We start from the raw sequence: 21,095 nt of genomic DNA on the forward strand, positions 1-21,095 counted from the left end.
CTCTGGATCGGTCTTCCTGAATGCGGTCAGCGCGCTACGGTCGCCTTGTGCTCGACCTCATCGCACCAACCACGCACCTGCATCGCGCCTGGCTCAACGCGCATCACGAGTGGGGTCCCGGCCCCCACGAAGACGGGTTCGGGCTGACACCAGCCGACGAGGTCGATTCGCCAGCCGGATTCGCGGCCTGGGTGGCACGACTGGTCGACGAGTCTACGCACACGACCTATCGGTGGATTGTCGACGACCAGCAGATCCTCGGCGGGATCGCGCTGCGCCACCACGTCCGCTGGGCAGGCCACATCGGCTTCGGCATCCGCCCGACCGCACGCCGACGCGGGCTGGCCACCTGGGCACTCGAGCGCACACTCGACCAAGCCCGCCAGCTCGATATGGACCGCGTCCTGCTCGTCTGTGCCATCGACAACGTCGCCTCTGCGAAAACGATCCAGAGACTGGGCGGCGTCTTCGAAGGGGTTAGCGACACCGATCTCGGCCCCGCGCAACGCTTCTGGATCACGCTTCCTCGACCGAACCAATGAGTTTCGGAGACCGGATCGCCGAATAGCTTCAGCGTGAGTGCACGCCAAACCGTCGGGCATCAGAGAAATGTTGGCGGACAAGCACTTCGCCGCACAGTGACCCGTGTAGCGCAACACCGCGCGTACTGCGGCGACCCTATCCTGCCCAGAAGCCGATGAGATCCTTGTCGGCGGTCTTGGATTCTCGCAACCACTCGACGATGCTGTCGGCGTAGCCGCCGCGGTCGTCGGGTCCTGCGGCGATGGTCTCCCACTCTGCCAGTTGTTCCGCGCAGCTTTCCTTCCCGATGTGGCCCCAGCCGTTCGAGTCGGTATAGGGGAACGGGTCATGGCCGTCCATGTTGGAGGCCAGGCTCAGAATCACGTCGGGAAGACCGTTATAGCCGAACCAGAAACTCACGTCGCCGATGTATCGGCCGAGGTCTTCGCAGACCAGTTCCAAAGCCGAGATGTAGGCATCGGGGCGGTCCTCGTCGAAGGGCCCGCCGGCGAAGATGGTTCGCAGCGCCTGCGGATGCTGCGCGTCCTCGCAGGGGTCACACTCCTCGCAGTCGGGACCTTCACAGTCAGGAAGATCGCACGGTTCGCAGCAGCCGTGCTCCGGATCATGATCGTCGGACACCTCGGCGATCAGCCTGTTCAGGAACTCCTCGTCCTTGGATCCGATGACTGCCTCGAGCTCTGCCAGATCGACAAGGTACACGTGCAAGATATGTGACACGACGCGAATCCTAGCCAGCCACACCGACATTCAACTTGCCAAGACCGGAGTCCGCGATGATTCGGGTCCTGACTTCGGCATTCTCGAGCGTTCCCAGAGTGACCCGAGCATTGCGTGCGCGATGAGGCTATGGGTGGCTGCGTGCGCATTCGCGTGGTGGACTGGCAGATTCGTCTATCAGGAGGTCAGCGGTGCGATCCACGCCACAATGGGCACAACAGCGAGGATTCAGGGTTCGGCTCGAGTGGGGGCGGGCCGGGGCGGCGGCGCTGGCGAGCGGGGCAGCGTGCGTAGTGGTGATCGATGTGCTGTCGTTTACGACTGCGGTGTCGGTGACGACTGCGGCGGGAACTGCGGTGTTTCCGTATCGGTGGCGGGATGAAACGGCGCGAGCGTTTGCCGAGGAGCGCGGTGCCGAGGTGGCGGTCGGACGACGGGAGAGCGGTCCGTGGTCGTTGTCCCCGGCGACGCTGCGCCGCGCACCCTTCACTGAACGCCTGGTTCTACCCTCCCCCAACGGTTCTGCGATCGCCGCCGCTGTCGAAGGCACGCCAGTTGTCGCTGCTTGTCTACGCAATGTCAGCGCCGTCGCCGACTGGCTCGTCGCGCAGAACTGGGGTACTCCCGATCAGCCGATCGCGATCATCCCGGCCGGCGAGCAGTGGCCCGGCACCGACACCGTGCGACCAGCTCTCGAAGACTTGCTCGGCGCGGGAGCACTCGCTGCCGCCCTGATCGATCGAGGACTCACGACACCATCACCCGAAGCACGCACGGTCGCAACGCTATTCGACGGTTCAGCGGATGTCGGCACCCTGATCACCGACTGCGCGAGCGGCCGCGAACTCGCCGCGATAGGTTTCGCCGACGATGTCGCAATCGCCATCGAACTGGACGCGGACGCCACCGTCCCAGTGCTCACCGACGGAGCGTTCATCAACCGAGGCCCGAATAGGTCTGGGCACAAGTAAGTCCCACGACAGGGCACCGTCGAGACCACGGGGTTCAGGCGACGCTCGTGGCCGCGAGTGAAACCCTTACGGCACAGCGGGTGCGAGCATCGAGCGGTGGAATCGCCAAGCGTCGCCGATGATTTCGGACAGTTCAGTCTTCTGCGGGACCCATCCGAGCTGTTCGTGCGCTTTGGCCGACGACGCGACGCACGCTGCGGGGTCGCCGGGGCGTCGGGCTTCGATGTCTACGGGGAAGTCCGAGCCGGTCACCTCGCGCACGGTGTCGATCACTTCTCGGTTGGAGAATCCTCGACCGTTGCCCAGGTTGAAGATCTCGTGCCGGCCCGGTCGCACCGCGTCGAGCGCGAGCAGGTGGGCGGCGGCGAGGTCGGCGACGTGGACGTAGTCGCGGATGCAGGTGCCGTCGGGGGTGGGGTAGTCGGTGCCGAAGAGGGTGAAACGGGGGCGCTCGCCGGTGGCGGCCTGGAGCAGGATCGGGATCAGGTGTGACTCGGGGTCGTGGCGTTCGCCGAGGTGGACGCCGTCGCTGGTCAGCACCGCGCCCGAGGCGTTGAAGTAGCGCAGCGATGCCGCGCCCAGCGTGGTCGATGCCCCGCACTCGCCGGCGATCATCTGGTCGATGGCGGCTTTGGTCGCCGCGTACGGGTTCTTGGGCCGCACCTCGGCTGTTTCGTCGAAGGCGGTGGTGCCGTCGCCGGTGTACATGCTGCCGGTGCTGGAGAAGATCAGTCGCGGCATACGCACTGCACGGATCGCACGCAGCAGCGCCAGGGTTCCCTCGATGTTGTTGTGCCAGTACTTGTCCGGATTCTGCACGGATTCCGCGACCTCGATCGACGCGGCGAAGTGCAGCACGCCGTCGAATCCCGCTTCCGCGGTGAGGATTTCGGCGACATCATGCACCGACATCTGGTGAAAGGTCGCCTCGGCGGGCACGTTCTCGCGAAAGCCGGTGGCGAGGTTGTCGAGCACGTGGACTTCGTGGCCCGCGGTGACGAGCTGGTGCGCGGTGACGCCGCCGATGTAGCCGGCGCCGCCGGTGACGAGCAGTTTCACAGTCGGTCTCCTAGTCGGTCTATCGGGCTGGTGCGATGCCGAACTCAGAGTTCGACCATAGCGACATCGTCGAGGCCGGTGTGCCGCTTCGTGAACAGCACAAGAACCGGAACGCTGCCTCCCCCGCAACGTTTCCGGTTCAGTCGAACCGTTGTGGTGGGCGCGAATTCACGCCCACCACAACGGGTTCGGAACTACTGGTTGGAGCCGATGATGCCGCCGATCACCGCCCCGATGATGCAGCCGGGGATGGCGCTGACGAACAGGAAGATCAGGCCGATCAGGGCGCCGACCACGCAGCCGATGGCGATGCCTGCGACGATGTTGCCGGTCTGGTCGATGTTCTGCAGGGCCGCGGGGTTCGCGATCGGTGCGCCGACGGGGGTGAGGGTGAGGGTGGTGGCCGCGGCGTCGAGCTGCGGGATCACGCTGATGGCGGGACCGGCTACGGTCGCCACGGTGGTGGGGATGTAGCCGATGCGCTGGCCGTTGGGTGCCAGGACGGCGACACCGGCGTCCGGCGTGAGTTCGAATGTGCCCGCGGTGAGTTCGACGGTCGCCTCCGAACCGTCGTGCGCTACCGCGGCGTTGTATGCCACGGCACCGTCGATGCCCGCCACCGACGGCCCACTCAGTGGGGCACCGTTGGCGGTGACGGCGGTGATGCCGGTCGCCGCGATGGTGAGCACGCAGGCAGCCAACAACTGCTTGAAGTTCATGGATTTTCCCTCCGACTTGCTGATCCGACCTACCCCGAGATCAGCCCGATGAATCAATGATGCGGCATGGCTATGCGACATAACAGTGGATCGGCGGAATTCGAATCAGCTTGCGGGAACACAGTATTCGCAGGTCGAGCAAGGCGACCGGTCAGTTTCGCAGGGTGAGAATCTGCGGGCCGTCGGCGGTGACGGCGATGGTGTGCTCGCTGTGCGCGCAGCGGGAACCGTCGGCGGAGCGGATGGTCCAGCCGTCGTCGTCGGTGTAGACCTGGGCAGTGGTTGCGGCGAACCACGGTTCGATGGCGACGGTGAGACCGGGGCGTAGCCGGAATCCGCGGCCGGGGCGGCCGTCGTTGGCGATGTGCGGGTCCTCGTGCATGGTGCGTCCGAGACCGTGTCCGCCGAATTCGGTGTTGACCGGATATCCGTATGCGCGTGCGACTTTCGCGATGGCGGCGGAGATGTCGCCGATGTGGTTGCCGGGTTGTGCGGCAGCAATTCCGGCGGACAGGGCTTCCTCGGTGGCGCGCACCAGGCGTTGATCCGCGGGCGCCGGGGTGCCGACATTGAACGAGATCGCCGAGTCTGCGACCCAGCCGTCGATCGACACGGCCAGGTCGGCGGTCAGCAGATCGCCATCGCGCAGGACATAGTCGTGCGGAAGTCCGTGCAGCACAGCATCGTTCACCGCCAGGCAGACCGTGTTGCGGAACGGTCCGCGACCGAACGAGGGCGAGTAGTCCCAGTAGCAGGACACCGCCCCGCGTTCGCGAATCCGTTCCCGCACATACGCTTCCAGCTCCAGCAGATTCACCCCGACGGCCGCCAGCTCACGCACACCGGCCAGCACATCGGCGACGAACCGGCCGGTGACCCGCATCCGTTCGATCTCCGCAGGTGACTTCAATTCCACCATCACGCCTCCACTCGGTATTTTCATACCGAGCGTAGGCGCGGTGGTATAAAAATACCAATCTCAGCGGTTGAGGTTGCCCATGTCGATGGGGATCTGCGCACCGGTGATCTGGCCCGCCTCGTCCGAGCACAGCCACGCCACGGTCGCCGCGATCTCCTCCGGCTGGCAGATGTAGCTGGGCAGCGCGTTCATGAAGATCGGCGCCAGGGTGGTGCCGTATTCCTCGAACAGCGGCATCATCTCGGCCACCTGCATCCCGGTCTCCACGCCCGCCGGATGCACAGTGTTGACCCGAATCCGGTGCCCGCCAAGTTCATTGGCCATGGTTTTGGCCAAGCCCGTGACCGCGTGTTTGGTCGCCACGTAGTGAGCGGTGAACGGAATGCCTTTGATGCCCGCGACCGAACTGGTGAACACCATCGCACCACCTTCACCCTGCTCGATCAGGTGCGGCACAGCGGCTTTCGCGGTGTGGAACACACCGGTCAGGTTCACGTCGATGGTCTCCTGCCACTGCTGCGCGGTGATCTCCCACGACATCGCCGCCGAACAGATCCCCGCGTTGGCCACCACCACATCCAGGCGTCCGAACTGCTCGATCCCCGCCGTCAACGCGGCCGACAGCGCCTCGAAATCGCGCACATCGACCTTGCTCGCGGCGATCTTGCCACCGGCCGCCTCGACCAGCTTCACGGTCTCGGCCAGATCGTCCTCCGTCGCGCCCGCGTACGAGGTGCTGGCGAACTCCGCGCACGCGTCGATCGCGATCACGTTCGCACCTTCCTCGGCGAATCGCACCGCCTCGGCCCTACCCTGCCCACGGGCCGCCCCCGTGATGAAAACGACCTTGCCCTCGAACCGTCGCGACATATCCATACCTCTCGAACCTCGATAACCTCCCCTGACACCTACCACCGCAACCGCCCCCGCGAAGCGAAACCCGATATCCCCGAACCTTCCCGGCATCGGACCAGCACAGACGTTGGCGAACCCCTCCGCGACGACCTACCATCGCAAGCATGGTCCGCCTCCCGCTCAGCCCCGCACAGGTCGAAGCAGGCCGCCGCCTCGGCCGCCGCCTGCGCACGGCCCGCGGCGACCGCGGCCTCACCGAGGTGGCCCTGCAAGCAGGTATTTCCCCCGAAACCCTGCGCAAAATCGAATCGGGACGGATGCCCTCCCCCGCCTTCGGCACCGTCGTCGGCCTGGCCGAAGCCCTGTCGATCCCGCTGGCCGAACTGGCCGAGTCCTACCGCGCCGAGCAGATCCCGGAATCCGCCTGATCACTCGGGATCGCGATACCGGTGCAGAAAACCGTTGAAGTTGCGCAGCTTGTCCACCGCGTCGGTCGGGATAGGGTCCGGATGGAAATGCATGACCTTGTTTCGAATGAGCCGGATCTCTTCGAGCCGCGCGATGAATACCGCGCGATCCGATGGCCAACCCAGCTTTACCCATGCCTGCGGCTGTTCGAGCACGCGCCGGTAGTCGCCCACGGTCAGCTGGTCGACGCTGCCAACCTTGCGGCCACAGAAGCCGCGCAGTTCCTCGATGGACATGGCCCTGCTCAGAATCCACCGCAGGGTCTGGTCCAGCTCCCCGAGCAGAAAGAACGGCGTGGCCATCTGCCCGAAGCGCTGTGCCACGTCAGCGGTGGTCACGATGCCGGCGATAGCCTTGCTCTGGTCACGGATAAAGACGAACCCGCTGTGCTGCAGGGTGGGCAGCACAGCGAACAGGTCGCGTTCGTAGTCGACGACCTCGACGTGGGGATCGATGGCGTCGGCGAGGGTCGCGCTCGGACTCTGGTGCATCGCCAGAGCGATTGATGCCCATGTGACCGCGCCGCGCAGGTTGCGAGTGCCGCTGAGCACCGCCAGCTGCGAGTAGTCGTTGAGCAACATGGTGGTGATCGCTTCATCGAGCGAGCTGTTGGGTCCTACCGCGCCTACTCCGTTCAAGGGCGAGAGGTTGCCCACCGTCAAGCCGACCTCGAGATCACGATCGCCCTCGTCGTCCTCCGCACCCGTGCCGTCGTCGTGGAGCACTGACTCCTGTGGCGCGGCTTCCGCCTCGCTCGGCGGCGTGGCCAGATACACCACCGTGTCCAAGGTGACCGCACGAAAACTCGGCGAAGTCACCAGCCCGTGGTTGGCCAAGTCCGCCTCGATGCGGCTCACCTGGTCGCCACGATCAGCGGCCCCCCACAGCGACAACAGGTCCCGGACCGAGATCTGCTGTGGATCACGGGCATCGGCGAAGGCGCGGGCTTGTCGCAGCCGGTCATAGACGCGACGGCGCACAGCGTCTTCGGTGTGTTGGTTCGCAGCCTCGGAGATCACTCGATCGAGGAGTTCCTGACGGACCGCATCCAACATCCGATCCTGGTCGATCACGTACCACGCCCGCCACCCGTCGAGCGCCCCGGTTCCGGCGGCCACCATGGCAGCCCTCGACGGCGACCGGAATTCCTCGCCCTCCGGTTCGACGCGTATGCGGCCGTTGTCGGTAACCGTCGCGTAGTAGGTGGCTCCAATCCTGTTGCGGCTGAACCTGAGTCGTGACTGCGGTGCGAGCAGACCGGCCGACACCAAGTCGTGCACAGTCACCCGGCGGCCACCGATCAAATACGACGAGCGACCAGTTGTCTTGTCGGCTCGGTCCGCGGACACCTCGCCACGCATAGCGCTCACCACCTGCGTAGGCCCGCGAACTTGCGGCGGGCGCTGATCGCTTGTTTGAGCACTCGCTTTTCCAGTTCGGCGCGGCTGAGTCGGTCGACACGGGTGAGTTGCAGCTCGGCGGCCACCGCAAGTAGGCGTGCTCGGTCAAGGTTTTGTTCGCGTAAATATGCTGCGCCGGCGTCCTCGGTTTCGGTGACACGCAGGTGTGCTGCGATCGCGGCTGCGTCCGCGGCGGTCGTGGCGGCGGCTGATGCGGTTGGCGCCGGTTCTGGCACGTGCAGGAGCCCTCGAGATGCGTGAGACTGGACCGGCACCTTCGGCTCGTCGGCTTTGACCGTCGTCGCCGGGGCGGCCGACGAGTCGGTGGCGAAGTCGGTGTTCACCGTGGGGCCGACGCCACCCGTACCGTCGTCGACCGAAAACCTGACAAGAAGGTCGACGAGTTCGTCCTTCTTCAGTTTCGAGTAGCCTTTCATACCAAGCAGTTTGGCCACCTGCTGTAACGCCTTCACCGACAGCTTGGCCCGATTCAGCAGGACGCCGCGTTGCACCCCCGGCGTCAATCGCCGAAACTCCTGCACCACCTGGTCAATCTCAGACACGGGCGCGGACGGAGAAATCCGCGGACCCGTCACAGCGGTTCGGTGACTGCCCGTCGCGGAACCGACGGGCACCACAGTCAGCTCCGCGGTGCCGTCGATAATCGCCCGCAACGTCGCCTCGTCCTGACGCTCCAGGAATTCGTAGTACTTGGCCTGCAGCAGGACCAAGCTTTTCAGATCAGCCACCGTGTGCACCGCTGGGTTCGATCAGTGCACCCAGAATCTCGTTGACCAGTTGATCAAATTCCTTGACGACCTCATCAGTCCTGGCACCGCGCAGCATCGCCGGTACTCCATCCTCGCCGGCACCGCCGAAGTGCTTGGGGCTGTTACGAATCACGCTCTTCAACACCGGGACACGAGATCCTTCGCGGACTTCATCGATGTAGGTCTGCTGGGCCAATGTCACCTGCTGCGAGTAGATCTGGACCATGGTGAAGACAACGCCGAGGAAGCTGGGGTGGATCGTCGCGTGACTGGTGGTCGCGGCTCCGTGGTTCACGTAGTCATTGAACTCCTCGACCAGGTTCGCGCAGTTGCCTACGAGATAGTCCAGTCCGAGGGTCGAGAGGTAGTCGGCCTTGGCGGGGACGAGGATGAGTTCGCTGGCCACGATCGCGGTCTTGGTGACCAGACCGAAGTTCGGCGCGCAGTCGATCAGCACCAGATCATAGTTGTCCTGGAAATGACTGTCTGACAACGCTTGTCGCAAACAGCCGTGCAGGTCGAGATAGCGCCGTTTCGACCCTTCCAGCGTCGTTGCTCCGCCGAGTAGCGCGGCCAGTTCGAGATCGATGTCGATGAGCCCCAAGTGCGAGGAGATCAGGTCAAGTCGCCCGCTCGGGGAATCGATGGCTGCGTTCACTCGCTCGGGGGTGACCACGAGATCGACCAGTTCGATGCCACGTCCCGGCATGTCCCCCTGGTACCACTGCCTGATCGTGCCCCCGTCTTTGAGCGCGGTATGCCAGTCCTCTACCGAGTAGAACGAGAAGGTCAGATTGGTCTGGGGATCCAGATCAATCACTAGCACGCGTAGCCCCCTGGCCGCGGCGGCGGCGCCGAGATTCGCGGTGAGGGTCGTCTTTCCCACCCCGCCCTTGTAGTTCATGACCGACACGACCCGCATGAGCTGCTCCCCGTGATTCGTGCGCCGACGACGGTCGGTGCCCACCAATGAATGTCACGCGCGATCGAGCGTGCGGCGAGTGACAAACCGGGGTCGATAGTGCCATCATTCGGCCCGACCGTTGGTCGAAATCGGGCTATTCACACCCACTTTGGTGGCGAAGCGAGGCTGACCGGATGAGCTAGTGCCGGTGCATGGACTCCTCGTTCTCGTAACCCAAACTCACATCGTGGGTGATCTCCCCGCGGGTGACCGATACCTGGCTTGCGACCGGCGGGTATCCGCGGGCGACGACGGTGTATTCGCCTTCGGGCAGGTCGGGGACCAAATAGCGGCCCTTGTCGTCGGTCAGGGCGGTCGCGGCGGGGTCGCCTCCTGAGTCGAGGACGGTGATCTGCACGTCGGGGACGGGTCTGTCGCCGTCCACCCAGGCCGAACCGAGCAGGATCGCCATCGGTTCGAGGTCGATGTCGCGGACCAGCGAGCCCGTTTCCGGCACGGTCAGCGCGACGGCCGACGGTCGCATGTGGTCGGCGACCGCGACCAGTGTGTAGGTGCCGCTCACCACGTCGCGGCACACGTACGTGCCGTCCTCGCCGGTGATCGCCGCACCGACCACTTCGCCTCGGGGGTCGGTCAGCGTGACCGTTGCTCCCCAGAGTGGGTCGCCGCGGCGGGCCGAGCGGACGACGCCGGTGAGTTCGCCCGCGCCGATCAGCATCAGGTCCACGTGTTGGGCGCGTTCGCCGATCGACACGCTCACCGCTTCGGGTTGGTGGCCTGCGGCGGCGGCGATGAGGACGTAGTTGCCCGGGCGGGGCGCTTCGATGACGTAGGCGCCGTCGGCGTCGCCGTTGCCGCGCGCTACCTGGTGTCCGTGTTGGTCGATGAGGGTGAGGGTGGCGGCGGGGACGGGGCGGTCGTCGTCGCGGCGGAGCAGGCCCGCGATGACGCGGCCGGTGGCGGCGGGGCGCAGTCGGCCGCCCATTTCGTGGGCGTCGTGCAGGCTCACATCGCGCAGCAAGGTGGTGTCGGCGGGTTCCTCGGGGGCCGGATCATCTTGCAGCGGAATCTCTTTCATGAACACGAGCACGATGCAGGCCACGATCGCGAGGTCGGCGGCGAGCAGGAACACGCTGTGCATCGAGTCGGTGAAGCCTTCGAGGATGGGGATGCGCAGCTCGTCGGGCAGGGCGGCGATGCCGCTGGTGTCGCTCTGCAGGTCCGCGAGTCGGGCGGCGTCGAAACCGGGTGGCAGGGTGCCGCCGAAGGCTGCCAGGATCGAACCGGGCAGTTGGTCGAACAGCACCGTGAGGAACACCGCGACGCCGAGGGTGCCACCGAGTTGACGGAAGAAGGTCGCCGCGGCGGTCGATACGCCCATTTCGGTGCGGCGCACGGCGTTCTGGGCGGCGATGATCAGCGTCTGCATGCACCCGCCGAGGCCGAAACCCATGATCGCGCTGAACGCGAGGGGCTGCCAGAGCGGTCCGTTGTAGGTGATGCGGGCGAACAGGGCGCAGCCGATCGCCAGGATGAGGGCGCCGAGGACGGGGAGCACTTTGTAGTGGCCGGTGGCTTTGGTGATCAGCCCGGATACTTGCGCGCCGACCATGATGCCCAGCACCAGCGGCAACATCAGCAGGCCCGCTTGGGTCGGCGAGAATCCGCGCACGACCTGCAGATACTGCGGCACCATGGTGATCGCGCCGAACATCGCGACGCCGACGAGGAAGCCACCCAGGATCGCGAGGCTGAAGGTGGAGCTGCGGAACAGTCGCAGCGGGATCAGCGCCGAGTCCTTCATCAGGAATTCGACCAGTACGAACAGCAGCAGGCCGCCGGCCGAAATGCCGTAGCACAGCAGCGATTTCGAGTCGGTCCACCCCCACACGCGCCCCTGCTCGGCCACGATCAGCAGCGGCACCACACCCACGACCAGGGTGATCGCACCGAGCCAGTCGATGCGGCTGCGTTGGCGCGGGTGCTGCACGTTCAGCACTTTCGCCACGACCACGAACGCCAGCACCCCGACGGGCACGTTCACCAGGAATACCCAGCGCCAGCCTTCGATGCCGCCCAGGCTCTCGTAGTCGGACAGGAAGCCGCCCACGACCGGGCCCAGCACTGTCGCGATGCCGAACACCATCAGGAAATAGCCCTGGTAGCGGACCCTTTCGCGGGCGGGCACGATGTCACCGACGATGGTGAACGCCAACGACATCAGACCGCCCGCGCCCAAGCCCTGGAATGCACGGCAGCCCGCGAGTTGGTACATGGTGGTGGCGAAACAGCAGGCCGCGGAACCGATCACGAACAGCGCTATCGCCAGCAGGTAGAACGGTTTTCGCCCGTAGATGTCTGCGAGTTTGCCGTACAGGGGGGTGGCAACGGTGGCGGTGATCAGGTATGCCGTTGTCGCCCATGCCTGTTCGTCGAACCCGTCGAGACTGTTCGCGATCCGCACGATCGCGACGCTGACGATGTTCTGGTCGAGCGCGGCTAGGAACACCCCCAGTAGCAGGCCGGACAGGATCGTGAGTGTCTGGCGGTGCGTGAGGCGTGATTCGGCAACGACGGTATCGGTCATGGAGAAGCCCTGGTTCTGATCGGCTGGCAAGTGGGGGTCGATCATTCGACCCGCTGCAGGGCCGACAACCCCGCTGCGAGGAAAACTTTGCGCCGCGGGTGGAACTCTTCATGCACTGGTGCGCAGAGCTTACCCACGTCGAATCCGCCGCCGTCACCGAGGGATCAAGTTACCGTTCATTTCGTTATGAAACGACCCGAATCCGCGCGTGCGGACGCCGGTTGCGAGCCGGTCAATTCCGTTGCCAGCGCGCACAGAGTTTCCGAGCAGCCCGCGTCGATTCGCAGAGTGGCCAGTTCGTCGCCGCGGGTGCGTCCTCGATTCAGAATCACCACTGGTACACCGTTTTTCGCTGCTCTGCGCACGAAACGCAAGCCTGACATCACGGTCAGCGAAGACCCGGCCACCAGTAACGCGTCGGCGTCATCGACCATGGCGAAACTGGCTTCGACCCGGTCGGGTGGCACATTCTCGCCGAAATACACGATGTCGGGTTTGAGCATTCCCCCGCACGATTCGCAGTCGACCATCCGGAATTGTCCGGTATCTGTCACGACCGCGTCGGCATCGGGCGCTACTTCGATACCGGTGGCCGAAACATCTTCCAGAAAACCAGGATTCGCGATTTCGAGACGGTGTGCCAGGGTCATCCGGGAAATCATGGTGGTGCAGTGCAGGCAACGTACTCGCGCATAGGTGCCGTGCAGATCGATCACCTTGCGGGCGCCGGCCTTGGTATGCAACAGGTCGACGTTCTGGGTGATCACGCCCGACACCGCACCCGCGCGCTCGAGGTGCGCGACGGCGCGGTGGCCGGGGTTGGGGCGGGCGGCGTCCATGCGGCGCCAGCCCAGGTGATTGCGGGCCCAATACCGCTGCCGGAAAACCGGGTCGCCGACGAATTGCTGGTACGTCATCGGGGTGCGCGGTGGCGAATCGGCACCGCGGTAATCGGGGATGCCGCTGTCGGTGCTGCAGCCGGCACCGGACAGCACCACGACGCGGCGCCCGGCCAGCAGCCGCGCCGCGCGTTCCACCGCCCCGGTGGTGTCGTCCACCATGAATTCACTGTACGAGTGGTGTGCGCGGCGCGAACACGCCGGGCGGAGTTGCGTGCGGTGGGCGCGCGGCGACATGATGTTTCATCCGCCCGGCATCGACCGCTGTAGAGGAAACCCTATGTCCGACACCGACGAGCACGGCCGCACGGCGCTCAATGCCGCGGTCGACGGGACTATCGTCGCCGTCCGCCGGATGTTCTATGTCCTGGGCGACGAGATCGACCGCACCGAAGGCCCGATCGAATTCACCTTCCACGACGGGTCGACGCTGCTGTTCGATGCCGGTGTCGACGGCGCGGAACTGCGCATCGGCGGGTCGCCGTGGCGGGATCCGTTCGAGCCGCTGGTGGACCCGGTCAACATCGAATACGTCGCCAACTCGGGCAAGTACACCGCTTTCGACGTCACCGACGAAGCGCCCTACGACGAGCTCGCGGGCCGTCGCGTCGACGCGGTTTCGGTGGTGCCGCTGGCCGACGGCCGCCCGCGCGCGGCGACCCTGTATCTGGGTTCGGGCATGGTGAAGGCGGAGTCGATCGCCGACGAACTCATCGTCACGCTGATTTCCGCGTAGCGAACACTCACCGCGCACGCCTTCCCAGCGCGCCGACGCTCCCTGAGGCAAAGTAGGGCTCGGCGGTGACGGCGTGGGAAGGTGCGGGTGTGGGTGTAGCGGTGGCGGGGCAGGTCAGGTGGCGGTCGGGGTGGGGTGTGGCGGCGGGGTTGTTCGTGGCTGTATTCGTTTTGGTGCCAGCGACTTTCGCGGTGCAGAACGCGTGGCAGGTGCCGATGCCGCGGACTGTTTCGTTCGCGAAGATCGAGCCGATCGCTGTGTCGTATTGGGTCAGTTGGGGGTCGACGCTGGCGGTGCTGCTGGTGCCCGCGGTGGTGTTGTGGTTGTTGCCGGTGGCGCGGGCGATCGCGCTGGGTTATCTGTTGACCACCACGACCGTTGGGGCGGTGCTGTGCGGGGCGACCGTGGCGATGGCGTTCACTGGGCTTGCGGCTGTTTGACCGCGAACGATTCGGACAGTTTGTCGATGACGTCGCCGCGGATCTGTCTGCGTTCGTTGGCCAGCGCGGTGGTGGTCACCGAGCGGACGCGGTTGCCGTCGCGCACGAGTTCGCTGGTGATCGTCAGCGGTGTGATGCGCCCACTGGGGATGTTCGTGACGCTGAGCGCGGTTCTCGCGGTCGCTGTCAGCCTGTGGACGAGGCGGGCTCGTGGCTGGCTGCTCGCGTCGATCGTGCCGTATATCTCGGGAATGTTCCTGCTCTCGATGCTGTACCTGTGGCCGCGCTGGCCGATCCTGTTCGATGATCGCGCGTTGTACACCGTCGACGAGTTGCACAGCACGGTCCAGGAGATCTGGGTGGCCCATGCGGTGCGCGTCGCCTGCGGGTTGCTCACCGCGATCTTCGCGGTGATCGCGGCGCTGCGGATTTACCGTGACCGGATTCTGCTCCAGGTCGAACAGGCGAATTCGGTGGACTACTCGAGTTCGCCTTCGGTCTCCAGGTAGACCTGACGCAGCTTGTCGAGGGTTTCCTGTTCCGGGTGCTCCCACAGCTTGCGTTCGGCGGCTTCCAGGAGGCGTTCGGCGATGCCGTGCAGGGCCCACGGGTTGGACTGCTCCATGAACTTGCGGTTCACGTCGTCGAAAACGTAACTCTCCGACAGCTTTTCGTACATCCAGTCCGCGACCACGTTGGTGGTGGCGTCGTAGCCGAACAGGTAGTCCACGGTGGCGGCCATTTCGAACGCGCCCTTGTAGCCGTGGCGGCGCATCGCCTCGAGCCAGCGCGGGTTCACCACGCGGGCGCGGAACACGCGCGCGGTTTCCTCCGACAGCGTGCGGGTGCGCACGGCGTCGGGGCGGGTGGAGTCGCCGATGTAGGCCTCGGGGTTGCGGCCGGTCAGCGCGCGGACGGTGGCGACCATGCCGCCGTGGTACTGGAAGTAGTCGTCGGAGTCGGCGATGTCGTGTTCGCGGGTGTCGGTGTTCTTGGCGGCCACGGCGATGCGCTTGTAGGCGGTGCGCATGTCGTCGGCGGCGGGGGCGCCGTCGAGGTCGCGGCCGTAGGCGTAACCGCCCCAGGTGGTGTAGACCTGGGCGAGGTCGGCGTCGGTGCGCCAGCTCTTGGAGTCGATGAGTTGGAGCAGGCCCGCGCCGTAGGTGCCGGGCTTGGAGCCGAAGATGCGGGTGGTGGCGCGGCGGGTGTCGCCGTGTTCGGCCAGGTCCGATTGTGCGTGTGCGCGAATGTAATTCGACTCGGCGGGCTCGTCGAGGTCGGCTACGAGACGGACTGCGTCGTCGAGCAGGGCGAGCACGTGCGGGAAGGCGTCGCGGAAAAAGCCGGAGATGCGGACGGTGACGTCGATGCGGGGGCGGGCGAGTTCGTCGAGGGAGATCACCTCGAGGGAGGTGACGCGGCGGCTCGCTTCGTCCCACACGGGTCGAACACCAAGCAGGGCGAAGACTTCCGCGATGTCGTCGCCGGAGGTGCGCATGGCGGAGGTGCCCCATACCGACAGGCCTACCGACTTCGGGTATTCGCCGTGGTCGGCCAGGTAGCGGGCCAGCAGGGATTCGGCCATCGCCTGGCCGGTTTCCCAGGCCAGGCGCGACGGGACTGCTTTGGGGTCGACGGAGTAGAAGTTGCGGCCTGTCGGCAGCACGTTGATGAGGCCGCGCAGGGGGGAGCCGCTGGGGCCCGCGGGGATGAAGCCGCCGTTGAGGGCGTGCAGGATTCGGGTGATCTCGATGCTGGTTTCGCGTAGGCGGGGGACGACTTCGGTTGCAGCGAAACGCAATACGGCTTTCACGGCTTGCAGACGGCCGCTCACGGCGACGCTGCCTGTCGCGGGAGAGCTGGCGTCCGCCGGGGTCGCGGGAGTTGCGGAATTCGCGGCAACGTCATCTGCAGCTGCGTCCGCCTGATCCGCCACAAGACCTGCGGCCGTGGCCGAATCGTCTACTCCCCCAGCGAGAATCGCGGTGGCGTAGTCGTCGACCAGCTGATCGACCGCGTCCACCGACCAGTCCGTCGCCTGCAACGCACCCAGCAGTTCGCGGGCGCGGCCTTCCACCACGTCGACACGCTCGCGGGATTCGTCACCGGCTTCGCTGAGCCCCAACGCTTCTCGCAAGCCGGGCACGTTCTGTTCGCCGCCCCACAGTTGGCGGGCGCGCAGCATCGCCAGCACCAGGTCGAGTTCTGTTTCACCCTCGGGTGCCTGGCCGAGGATGTGCAGGCCGTCGCGGATCTGGACGTCCTTGATCTCGCACAGCCAGCCGTCCACGTGCAGCAGCATGTCGTCGAAGACGTCTTCTTCGGGGCGTTCGGCCAGGCCCAGGTCGTGGTCCATTTTGGCCGCGCGCATCAGGGTCCAGATCTGCTGGCGGATGGCGGGCAGTTTGGCCGGGTCCAGAGCGGAGATGTTGGCGTGCTCGTCGAGCAGCTGTTCCAGGCGGGAGATGTCGCCGTAGGTTTCCGCGCGCGCCATCGGCGGGATGAGGTGGTCGACCAGGGTGGCGTGGGCGCGGCGCTTGGCCTGGGTGCCCTCGCCGGGGTCGTTGACCAGGAAGGGGTAGATCAGCGGCAGGTCGCCCAGTGCGGCGTCGGTGCCGCAGGAGGCGGACATGCCGATTGTCTTGCCGGGCAACCATTCCAGGTTGCCGTGCTTGCCCAGGTGCACCATCGCGTCGGCGGCGAAACCGTCGGGCGAGGACAGCCAGCGGTAGGCGGCGAGGTAGTGGTGGCTGGGCGGCAGGTCGGGGTCGTGGTAGATCGCGACGGGGTTCTCACCGAAGCCGCGGGGCGGCTGCACCATGAGCACCACATTGCCGAAACGCAGTGCGGCGATGACGATTTCACCCTTGGGGTCGGCGGAGCGGTCGACGTACAGTTCGCCGGGCGGCGGGCCCCACGCTTCGACGACCGCCTCGCGCAGGTCGGCGGGCAGGGATTCGAACCAGCGGGTGTAGGTGGTGGCGCCGATGCGAATCGGGTTGCCCTCCAACTGTTCCGCGCTCAACCACTCCGGGTCCTGACCGCCCGCGGCGATCAGCGCGTGGATCAGCGCGTCGCCGTCGCCTTCGACCAAGCCGGGAATCTCGTTGATATCGCCGAGATCGTAACCGGCGGCACGCATTTCGGTGAGTAGGCGGATGGCGCTGGCGGGCGTGTCCAGGCCTACGGCATTGCCGATGCGGGCGTGTTTGGTCGGGTAGGCCGAGAGCATGAGCGCGATCCGCTTGTCCGCGGTCGGGATGTGGCGCAGGCGGGCGTGACGCACCGCGATGCCCGCGACTCGCGCACAGCGTTCGGGGTCGGGGACGTAGGCGGACAGGCCGTCGGCGTCGAACTCCTTGAACGAGAACGGAACTGTGATGATGCGGCCGTCGAATTCGGGCACCGCGACCTGGGTGGCGACATCGAGGGGGGACAGACCGTCGTCGTTGACCTCCCACTGCGCGCGGCCGCTGGTCAGGCACAGGCCCTGCAGGATCGGCACGTCGAGGGCGGCCAGTGCGGCCACGTCCCAGGCTTCGTCGTCGCCACCGGCCGAGGCGGTCGCCGGCTTGCTGCCACCGGCGGCGAGCACGGTCACCACCAGCGCGTCGGCGCGGCCGAGCAGGGTGAGCAGTTCGGGTTCGGCGGTGCGCAGCGAGGCCGCGTAGACCGGCAGCGGGCGGGCACCCTTGGCCTCGATCGCCTTGCACAGCGCCTCGATGTAGGCGGTGTTGCCCGCCAGGTGCTGGGCGCGGTAGTAGACCACGCCGACGGTCGGGGCGTGCGGTTCGAGGATGCGCGCGGAGCGGTCGAGTTCGCCCCAGGTGGGCAGCTGGGCGGGCGGCTCGAAACCGTGACCGGTGAGCAGCACGGTGTCGGACAGGAAGTTGTGCAGCTGCAGCAGGTTCTCGGACCCACCCGCGGCGAGGTAGTTGTGCGCGTCGGCGGCGACACCGACCGGCACGGTCGAGCATTCCATCAGCTCCGCGTCGGGCGCGATCTCACCGCCCAGCGCCACCATCGGCACCCCGCTCGCGCGGATCGCGTCCAGACCGTCTTCCCAGGCGCGCTTGCCGCCCAGGATTCGCACGATCACCAGGTCCGCGCCGTCGAGCAGCTCCGGCAGATCCTCGACCAGCAGCCGGGCGGGATTGCCCCACCGGTATTGCGCGCCGCTCGCGCGGGCACTGAGCAGATCGGTGTCGGAGGTGGACAGCAGCAGGATCACAGGGTGAGACCTTCCTCGGGTTACGCGCCCATCGGGGGTGCAGCGGTGCTCGCCGGAGAGGGTCTGGCTGTTCACAGTGGCGCGACCGCACCGGATTTCCACCGGTTTCCTCGACGCCCGCCGAGCATGTCGATGCTACTGGGCCCACCCCACCCACAACTTTCCAGGCCGTTCCCACTCCTGGACGATTGATCACCAGGCAATGGCGCAAACATCGCCCGAGAAGGAAAATCCACCAGAGCCTGGTGATCTTGATCAAGGAGTGGGGCGTTTGTCCGTTTCGTGAGCGATGATGCTGGCGGCTACTTCTGTGACTGCGCGGCGGATCATCGAGCCGTACGCATCGTCGGGGAGAACGTGCAGGCATGCGCGCGCGGCGTCGATGTGGCGGGTGGCGGCCGCGAAGGAGCCCAGCCGGCGGAAATTGTCGGCGAGGTTGAGGTGTAGCGACGGGTAGAAGCCGGCGACCTGCAGTCCCGCGTGGTGGTCGTCGAGCCGCGTATCGGTGAGGGCTTCGGCGGCGTCGAGGGCCCGGATGTCCCAGACGAGCGCTTCGGCCGGGTCGTCGAAGGTGTCGGCCGCGTAGTGGGCCAGGGTGCAACGGTGCAGGGGGTCGCCGGCGGCGCCGACTTCGGTCCAGATCTCGAGCAGGGTCGCGCGGGCACGGTCGCGATCCCCGGCACGGAAGACGGTGACCGCCTGGGTGATTCGGGTCATCACGGTGTCGACGGTGGTCATCGGGAGGCATCCTCGGTGGGTTCGGGTTGGCAGGGCATGGCCAGGGTGGATAGGGCGCCTTCGTCGGCGGAGCGGACTCGGGCGGGGTGGTCGGGGGCTATGAGGTCGAGCATGACGTCGGGGCCGACTGCGGCTGCGATGGCTGGGTAGAGGGTGGTGACCGGGAAGTGGAGAGTCATTGCGGGGCCGGTGATCGTGGCGGGTAGGCGGTGTCGGCCGACGGACAGGGTGCTTGGGTGGGTGTGGAGGGTGATGGTGGGTGCGTTTGCGGCTTCCAGTGCGGTGAGCAGGTCGGCGCGGGCGATCACGACTCTGGTGACGACTGGGGGTAGTGCGGTCAGCATTGCCCGGTAGTCGGGGAAGTTTTCGGTTGAACGGCGGCAGTGGCGGTGGGCATTTTCATCGATGCCGGTGGCCATGCTGGGTTGTGCGGCGGCCGGGTTGACCTCGGAATCCGTAGGGGGCGTGGTGAATTCGATGCCCTCGGGGGTGGGTCGGATAGCTACGGAGTGTTGGCGGCGCAGCCAGGAGACTGTTGCGCGGAGATCCTCGGCATCGATCGTGGCCGTCCACGCTGTCTCGGCGCCGCGGGTGGGGCGCAGTGTTCTGGTGGTCAGGCGGTAGCGGTCTGTGGCGGTGAGGGTCAGCTCGTGGCGGGCTGTCTCGAACAGGATTGTGTCGAGGACCGGCATGGTCGGGTCGGTGATGGTGGCGGTGGCGACTTGGTCGATGGCGGCGGCGAGCATCGGTCCGCTCAACCACACGGTGTGGTCGGTGGTGGGTATCGGGTCGCCTGGTGCGCCGACGTCCCACCCGTCAGGCGATATCGGCTTTTTGTCGGACACGGCACGACCGGCGCGCAGTGCGGTGCGGGCGGCGGTCGCGGCGGCTCGGACCTCGGTGAGGTGGCGGTCCAGGTCGGCGAGATGGAGGTCGACCAGTTCGGCGGCGCGGGACGGGTCGGGTTCGGCGAGCACGGCCGCGACCGCCGGGAGCGGCATGTCCACCGCGCGTAGGTGGCGGATCAGGTGGGCGCTGTCGGACTGGTCGGGGGTGTAGTAGCGGTAGCCGGTGACGTCGTCGACGACGGCGGGGGCGAGGACGCCCGCGTCGGCGTAGAAGCGCAGGGCGCTGGCGCTCAGGCCGCAGGCGCGGGCGAACGCTCCGATGGTGATCAGGTCGGTGTCGGGCACCGAATCATCCTCGGGGTTCGACCGAGTCGAAGGTCAAGTCGCGGGGACCTCGGTGCCCACGGCCAGCATGTCCGGGGAGCCGGTGCCCAGGTTGCGGTACACGTTGGCGATCACCAGCTGGCCCAGCGCGTGGTTGCCGACGCCGCCGATGACCGCGCCGATACCGGCGGGGATCAGCGTGCCGAACAGCAGTAATGTGCGTTTGACCAGGTAGTTGACGATGAAACGCTTGGCCGGGGAGTCGGGCATGCTCGACAGACCGGGGATGTGGTCGGTGACCACGGTGAGCCATTTGCCGGTCTTGTGGCCCGCGGTCTCGTCGAGCAGTTTCGTGCCCGCGTCGCCGAGCACGACCTTCGACACCAGTTTCGCCTGGCGCGGGTCCTCGGTGTCGAGTCGGTACGCCGCGGCGGCACCGACCGACAGCACCGACGACGCCTCGAGGAAGACCAGCGAGTCCACGCCGGTCGCGGCCAGGCCGATCAGCGTGCCGACCCCGGGCACCGCGGCGGTGAGCCCCACGGTGACACCGCTGGCGGTGACCACGAACAGGTACTGGCGCGACAGGCGCTGCACGATCTCCACGGGCGGATCGTCGGGGTGGCGGGTGCTCAACCACTCGACGTACCGGTTCACCACGGGCGCCTGCGCGTGGGCGACCCGGTCGAGGGCGGGAACGACACGCTTGTCCACGAACTCACGCAGCATGCGGTGACTCTCCTGTCGGTGCTGGGCTGGCGAAGGATCCGCCACTCACCCTAGGCGAGTACCCGCGAACCGGGCCGTCACGCGAGTCGGCCTGGTCACATCGGGTCGGGCGACGCCGTGACGCGAGTCCAGGCCGCACGGCCGCGCCATCACGCGACCCGGCCCGGTCACGTCGGACCGCACGACCTCGCCGTAGCGGCCGACTGGGTGACTC

The 21,095-nt window shown here is 66.5% G+C and carries 20 protein-coding genes and 1 pseudogene; 6 read left to right on the forward strand and 15 right to left on the reverse strand.

Features of this window, described 5'->3' with window-relative positions:
- The first annotated feature begins 47 nt into the window (after positions 1 to 47).
- Complete coding sequence (locus tag ACFWVD_RS15525; RefSeq protein ID WP_379243138.1) at positions 48 to 542, forward strand: GNAT family N-acetyltransferase; 495 nt, start codon at positions 48 to 50, stop codon at positions 540 to 542.
- A gap of 136 nt (positions 543 to 678) precedes the next feature.
- Here ACFWVD_RS15525 and ACFWVD_RS15530 read toward each other — a convergent pair whose 3' ends face one another.
- Positions 679 to 1,263, reverse strand: coding sequence for a hypothetical protein (locus ACFWVD_RS15530; protein ID WP_379243140.1), 585 nt, complete (start codon positions 1,261 to 1,263; stop codon positions 679 to 681).
- Between the two features lie 296 nt (positions 1,264 to 1,559).
- On the opposite strand from ACFWVD_RS15530, the gene ACFWVD_RS15535 reads away from it, so the two are divergent.
- Positions 1,560 to 2,234, forward strand: coding sequence for a 2-phosphosulfolactate phosphatase (locus ACFWVD_RS15535; RefSeq protein WP_379243142.1), 675 nt, complete (start codon positions 1,560 to 1,562; stop codon positions 2,232 to 2,234).
- 66 nt (positions 2,235 to 2,300) lie between these two features.
- Here the strand turns inward: ACFWVD_RS15535 and galE are convergent, their stop codons facing one another.
- The 4 genes from galE to ACFWVD_RS15555 form a co-directional block, all read right to left on the reverse strand.
- Positions 2,301 to 3,293 (reverse strand): UDP-glucose 4-epimerase GalE, encoded by a 993-nt coding sequence (gene galE, locus ACFWVD_RS15540; protein ID WP_379243144.1) that lies wholly within the window; start codon positions 3,291 to 3,293, stop codon positions 2,301 to 2,303.
- Between the two features lie 194 nt (positions 3,294 to 3,487).
- On the reverse strand, positions 3,488 to 4,012 hold the full coding sequence (locus ACFWVD_RS15545; RefSeq protein ID WP_379243146.1) for a hypothetical protein: 525 nt from the start codon (positions 4,010 to 4,012) through the stop codon (positions 3,488 to 3,490).
- Positions 4,013 to 4,163: 151 nt separating this feature from the next.
- Entirely contained in the window at positions 4,164 to 4,931 is a 768-nt protein-coding gene (map, locus tag ACFWVD_RS15550) for a type I methionyl aminopeptidase (RefSeq protein WP_379243148.1), read from the reverse strand.
- A gap of 60 nt (positions 4,932 to 4,991) precedes the next feature.
- Positions 4,992 to 5,807 carry a mycofactocin-coupled SDR family oxidoreductase gene (locus tag ACFWVD_RS15555; protein ID WP_379243150.1) on the reverse strand — a complete coding sequence of 272 codons (816 nt, stop codon included), beginning with the start codon at positions 5,805 to 5,807 and terminating at the stop codon, positions 4,992 to 4,994.
- A gap of 143 nt (positions 5,808 to 5,950) precedes the next feature.
- On the opposite strand from ACFWVD_RS15555, the gene ACFWVD_RS15560 reads away from it, so the two are divergent.
- On the forward strand, positions 5,951 to 6,214 hold the full coding sequence (locus ACFWVD_RS15560) for a helix-turn-helix domain-containing protein (RefSeq protein ID WP_379243151.1): 264 nt from the start codon (positions 5,951 to 5,953) through the stop codon (positions 6,212 to 6,214).
- Here ACFWVD_RS15560 and ACFWVD_RS15565 read toward each other — a convergent pair whose 3' ends face one another.
- From ACFWVD_RS15565 to ACFWVD_RS15590, 6 genes and pseudogenes are all read right to left on the reverse strand, one after another.
- The gene (locus ACFWVD_RS15565; protein ID WP_379243335.1) at positions 6,215 to 7,234 is read right to left on the reverse strand and encodes a hypothetical protein; all 1,020 of its coding nucleotides are present in this window, start codon (positions 7,232 to 7,234) and stop codon (positions 6,215 to 6,217) included. It lies immediately after the preceding gene.
- Between the two features lie 51 nt (positions 7,235 to 7,285).
- Positions 7,286 to 7,615 (reverse strand): annotated as a pseudogene (locus ACFWVD_RS15570) (hypothetical protein); the annotation flags it as partial.
- A 5-nt stretch (positions 7,616 to 7,620) separates the two neighbouring features.
- A complete protein-coding gene (locus ACFWVD_RS15575) occupies positions 7,621 to 8,385 on the reverse strand; it encodes a Rho termination factor N-terminal domain-containing protein (protein WP_379243153.1) in 765 nt (254 codons plus the stop codon).
- Positions 8,386 to 8,395: 10 nt separating this feature from the next.
- Positions 8,396 to 9,391 (reverse strand): ParA family protein, encoded by a 996-nt coding sequence (locus ACFWVD_RS15580; protein WP_379243155.1) that lies wholly within the window; start codon positions 9,389 to 9,391, stop codon positions 8,396 to 8,398.
- 136 nt (positions 9,392 to 9,527) lie between these two features.
- A complete protein-coding gene (locus tag ACFWVD_RS15585; RefSeq protein ID WP_379243156.1) occupies positions 9,528 to 11,936 on the reverse strand; it encodes an MFS transporter in 2,409 nt (802 codons plus the stop codon).
- A 176-nt stretch (positions 11,937 to 12,112) separates the two neighbouring features.
- Positions 12,113 to 12,997, reverse strand: a complete 885-nt coding sequence (locus ACFWVD_RS15590) for an NAD-dependent protein deacetylase (protein WP_379243157.1) — start codon at positions 12,995 to 12,997, stop codon at positions 12,113 to 12,115.
- Positions 12,998 to 13,115: 118 nt separating this feature from the next.
- Here ACFWVD_RS15590 and ACFWVD_RS15595 point away from each other — a divergent pair, with 118 nt between their 5' ends.
- The 3 genes from ACFWVD_RS15595 to ACFWVD_RS15605 all read left to right on the forward strand — a co-directional run bounded on the left by ACFWVD_RS15595 (position 13,116) and on the right by ACFWVD_RS15605 (position 14,520).
- A complete protein-coding gene (locus ACFWVD_RS15595; RefSeq protein ID WP_379243158.1) occupies positions 13,116 to 13,571 on the forward strand; it encodes a hypothetical protein in 456 nt (151 codons plus the stop codon).
- A gap of 173 nt (positions 13,572 to 13,744) precedes the next feature.
- Positions 13,745 to 14,011, forward strand: coding sequence for a hypothetical protein (locus ACFWVD_RS15600; protein ID WP_379243159.1), 267 nt, complete (start codon positions 13,745 to 13,747; stop codon positions 14,009 to 14,011).
- A 26-nt stretch (positions 14,012 to 14,037) separates the two neighbouring features.
- Positions 14,038 to 14,520, forward strand: a complete 483-nt coding sequence (locus tag ACFWVD_RS15605) for a hypothetical protein (RefSeq protein WP_379243160.1) — start codon at positions 14,038 to 14,040, stop codon at positions 14,518 to 14,520.
- Here ACFWVD_RS15605 and cobN read toward each other — a convergent pair.
- The 4 genes from cobN to ACFWVD_RS15625 form a co-directional block, all read right to left on the reverse strand.
- Positions 14,490 to 18,242, reverse strand: coding sequence for a cobaltochelatase subunit CobN (gene cobN, locus ACFWVD_RS15610; RefSeq protein WP_379243162.1), 3,753 nt, complete (start codon positions 18,240 to 18,242; stop codon positions 14,490 to 14,492). The genes ACFWVD_RS15605 and cobN overlap by 31 nt on opposite strands.
- A gap of 255 nt (positions 18,243 to 18,497) precedes the next feature.
- Positions 18,498 to 18,980 (reverse strand): hypothetical protein, encoded by a 483-nt coding sequence (locus tag ACFWVD_RS15615; protein ID WP_379243164.1) that lies wholly within the window; start codon positions 18,978 to 18,980, stop codon positions 18,498 to 18,500.
- The gene (locus ACFWVD_RS15620; protein WP_379243166.1) at positions 18,977 to 20,173 is read right to left on the reverse strand and encodes a MerR family transcriptional regulator; all 1,197 of its coding nucleotides are present in this window, start codon (positions 20,171 to 20,173) and stop codon (positions 18,977 to 18,979) included. The genes ACFWVD_RS15615 and ACFWVD_RS15620 overlap by 4 nt, the downstream gene beginning before the upstream one ends.
- 33 nt (positions 20,174 to 20,206) lie before the next feature.
- Positions 20,207 to 20,881: a hypothetical protein gene (locus ACFWVD_RS15625; RefSeq protein WP_379243168.1), complete on the reverse strand. Its 675-nt coding sequence runs from the start codon at positions 20,879 to 20,881 to the stop codon at positions 20,207 to 20,209.
- Positions 20,882 to 21,095: the final 214 nt, after the last annotated feature.

The sequence above is a fragment of the Nocardia sp. NPDC058666 genome, from assembly GCF_042714895.1.
In the GTDB taxonomy this organism is placed as follows: Bacteria; Actinomycetota; Actinomycetes; order Mycobacteriales; family Mycobacteriaceae; genus Nocardia.

Coding starts and splice junctions, on each gene's coding strand:
- ACFWVD_RS15545 (WP_379243146.1), bottom strand. CDS start 4,012: ATGAACTTCAAGCAGTTGTTGGCTGCCTGCGTGCTCACCATCGCGGCG.
- map (WP_379243148.1), bottom strand. CDS start 4,931: ATGGTGGAATTGAAGTCACCTGCGGAGATCGAACGGATGCGGGTCACC.
- ACFWVD_RS15555 (WP_379243150.1), bottom strand. CDS start 5,807: ATGGATATGTCGCGACGGTTCGAGGGCAAGGTCGTTTTCATCACGGGG.
- ACFWVD_RS15560 (WP_379243151.1), top strand. CDS start 5,951: ATGGTCCGCCTCCCGCTCAGCCCCGCACAGGTCGAAGCAGGCCGCCGC.
- ACFWVD_RS15585 (WP_379243156.1), bottom strand. CDS start 11,936: ATGACCGATACCGTCGTTGCCGAATCACGCCTCACGCACCGCCAGACA.
- ACFWVD_RS15590 (WP_379243157.1), bottom strand. CDS start 12,997: ATGGTGGACGACACCACCGGGGCGGTGGAACGCGCGGCGCGGCTGCTG.
- ACFWVD_RS15595 (WP_379243158.1), top strand. CDS start 13,116: ATGTCCGACACCGACGAGCACGGCCGCACGGCGCTCAATGCCGCGGTC.
- ACFWVD_RS15605 (WP_379243160.1), top strand. CDS start 14,038: ATGACGTCGCCGCGGATCTGTCTGCGTTCGTTGGCCAGCGCGGTGGTG.
- ACFWVD_RS15615 (WP_379243164.1), bottom strand. CDS start 18,980: ATGACCACCGTCGACACCGTGATGACCCGAATCACCCAGGCGGTCACC.
- ACFWVD_RS15625 (WP_379243168.1), bottom strand. CDS start 20,881: ATGCTGCGTGAGTTCGTGGACAAGCGTGTCGTTCCCGCCCTCGACCGG.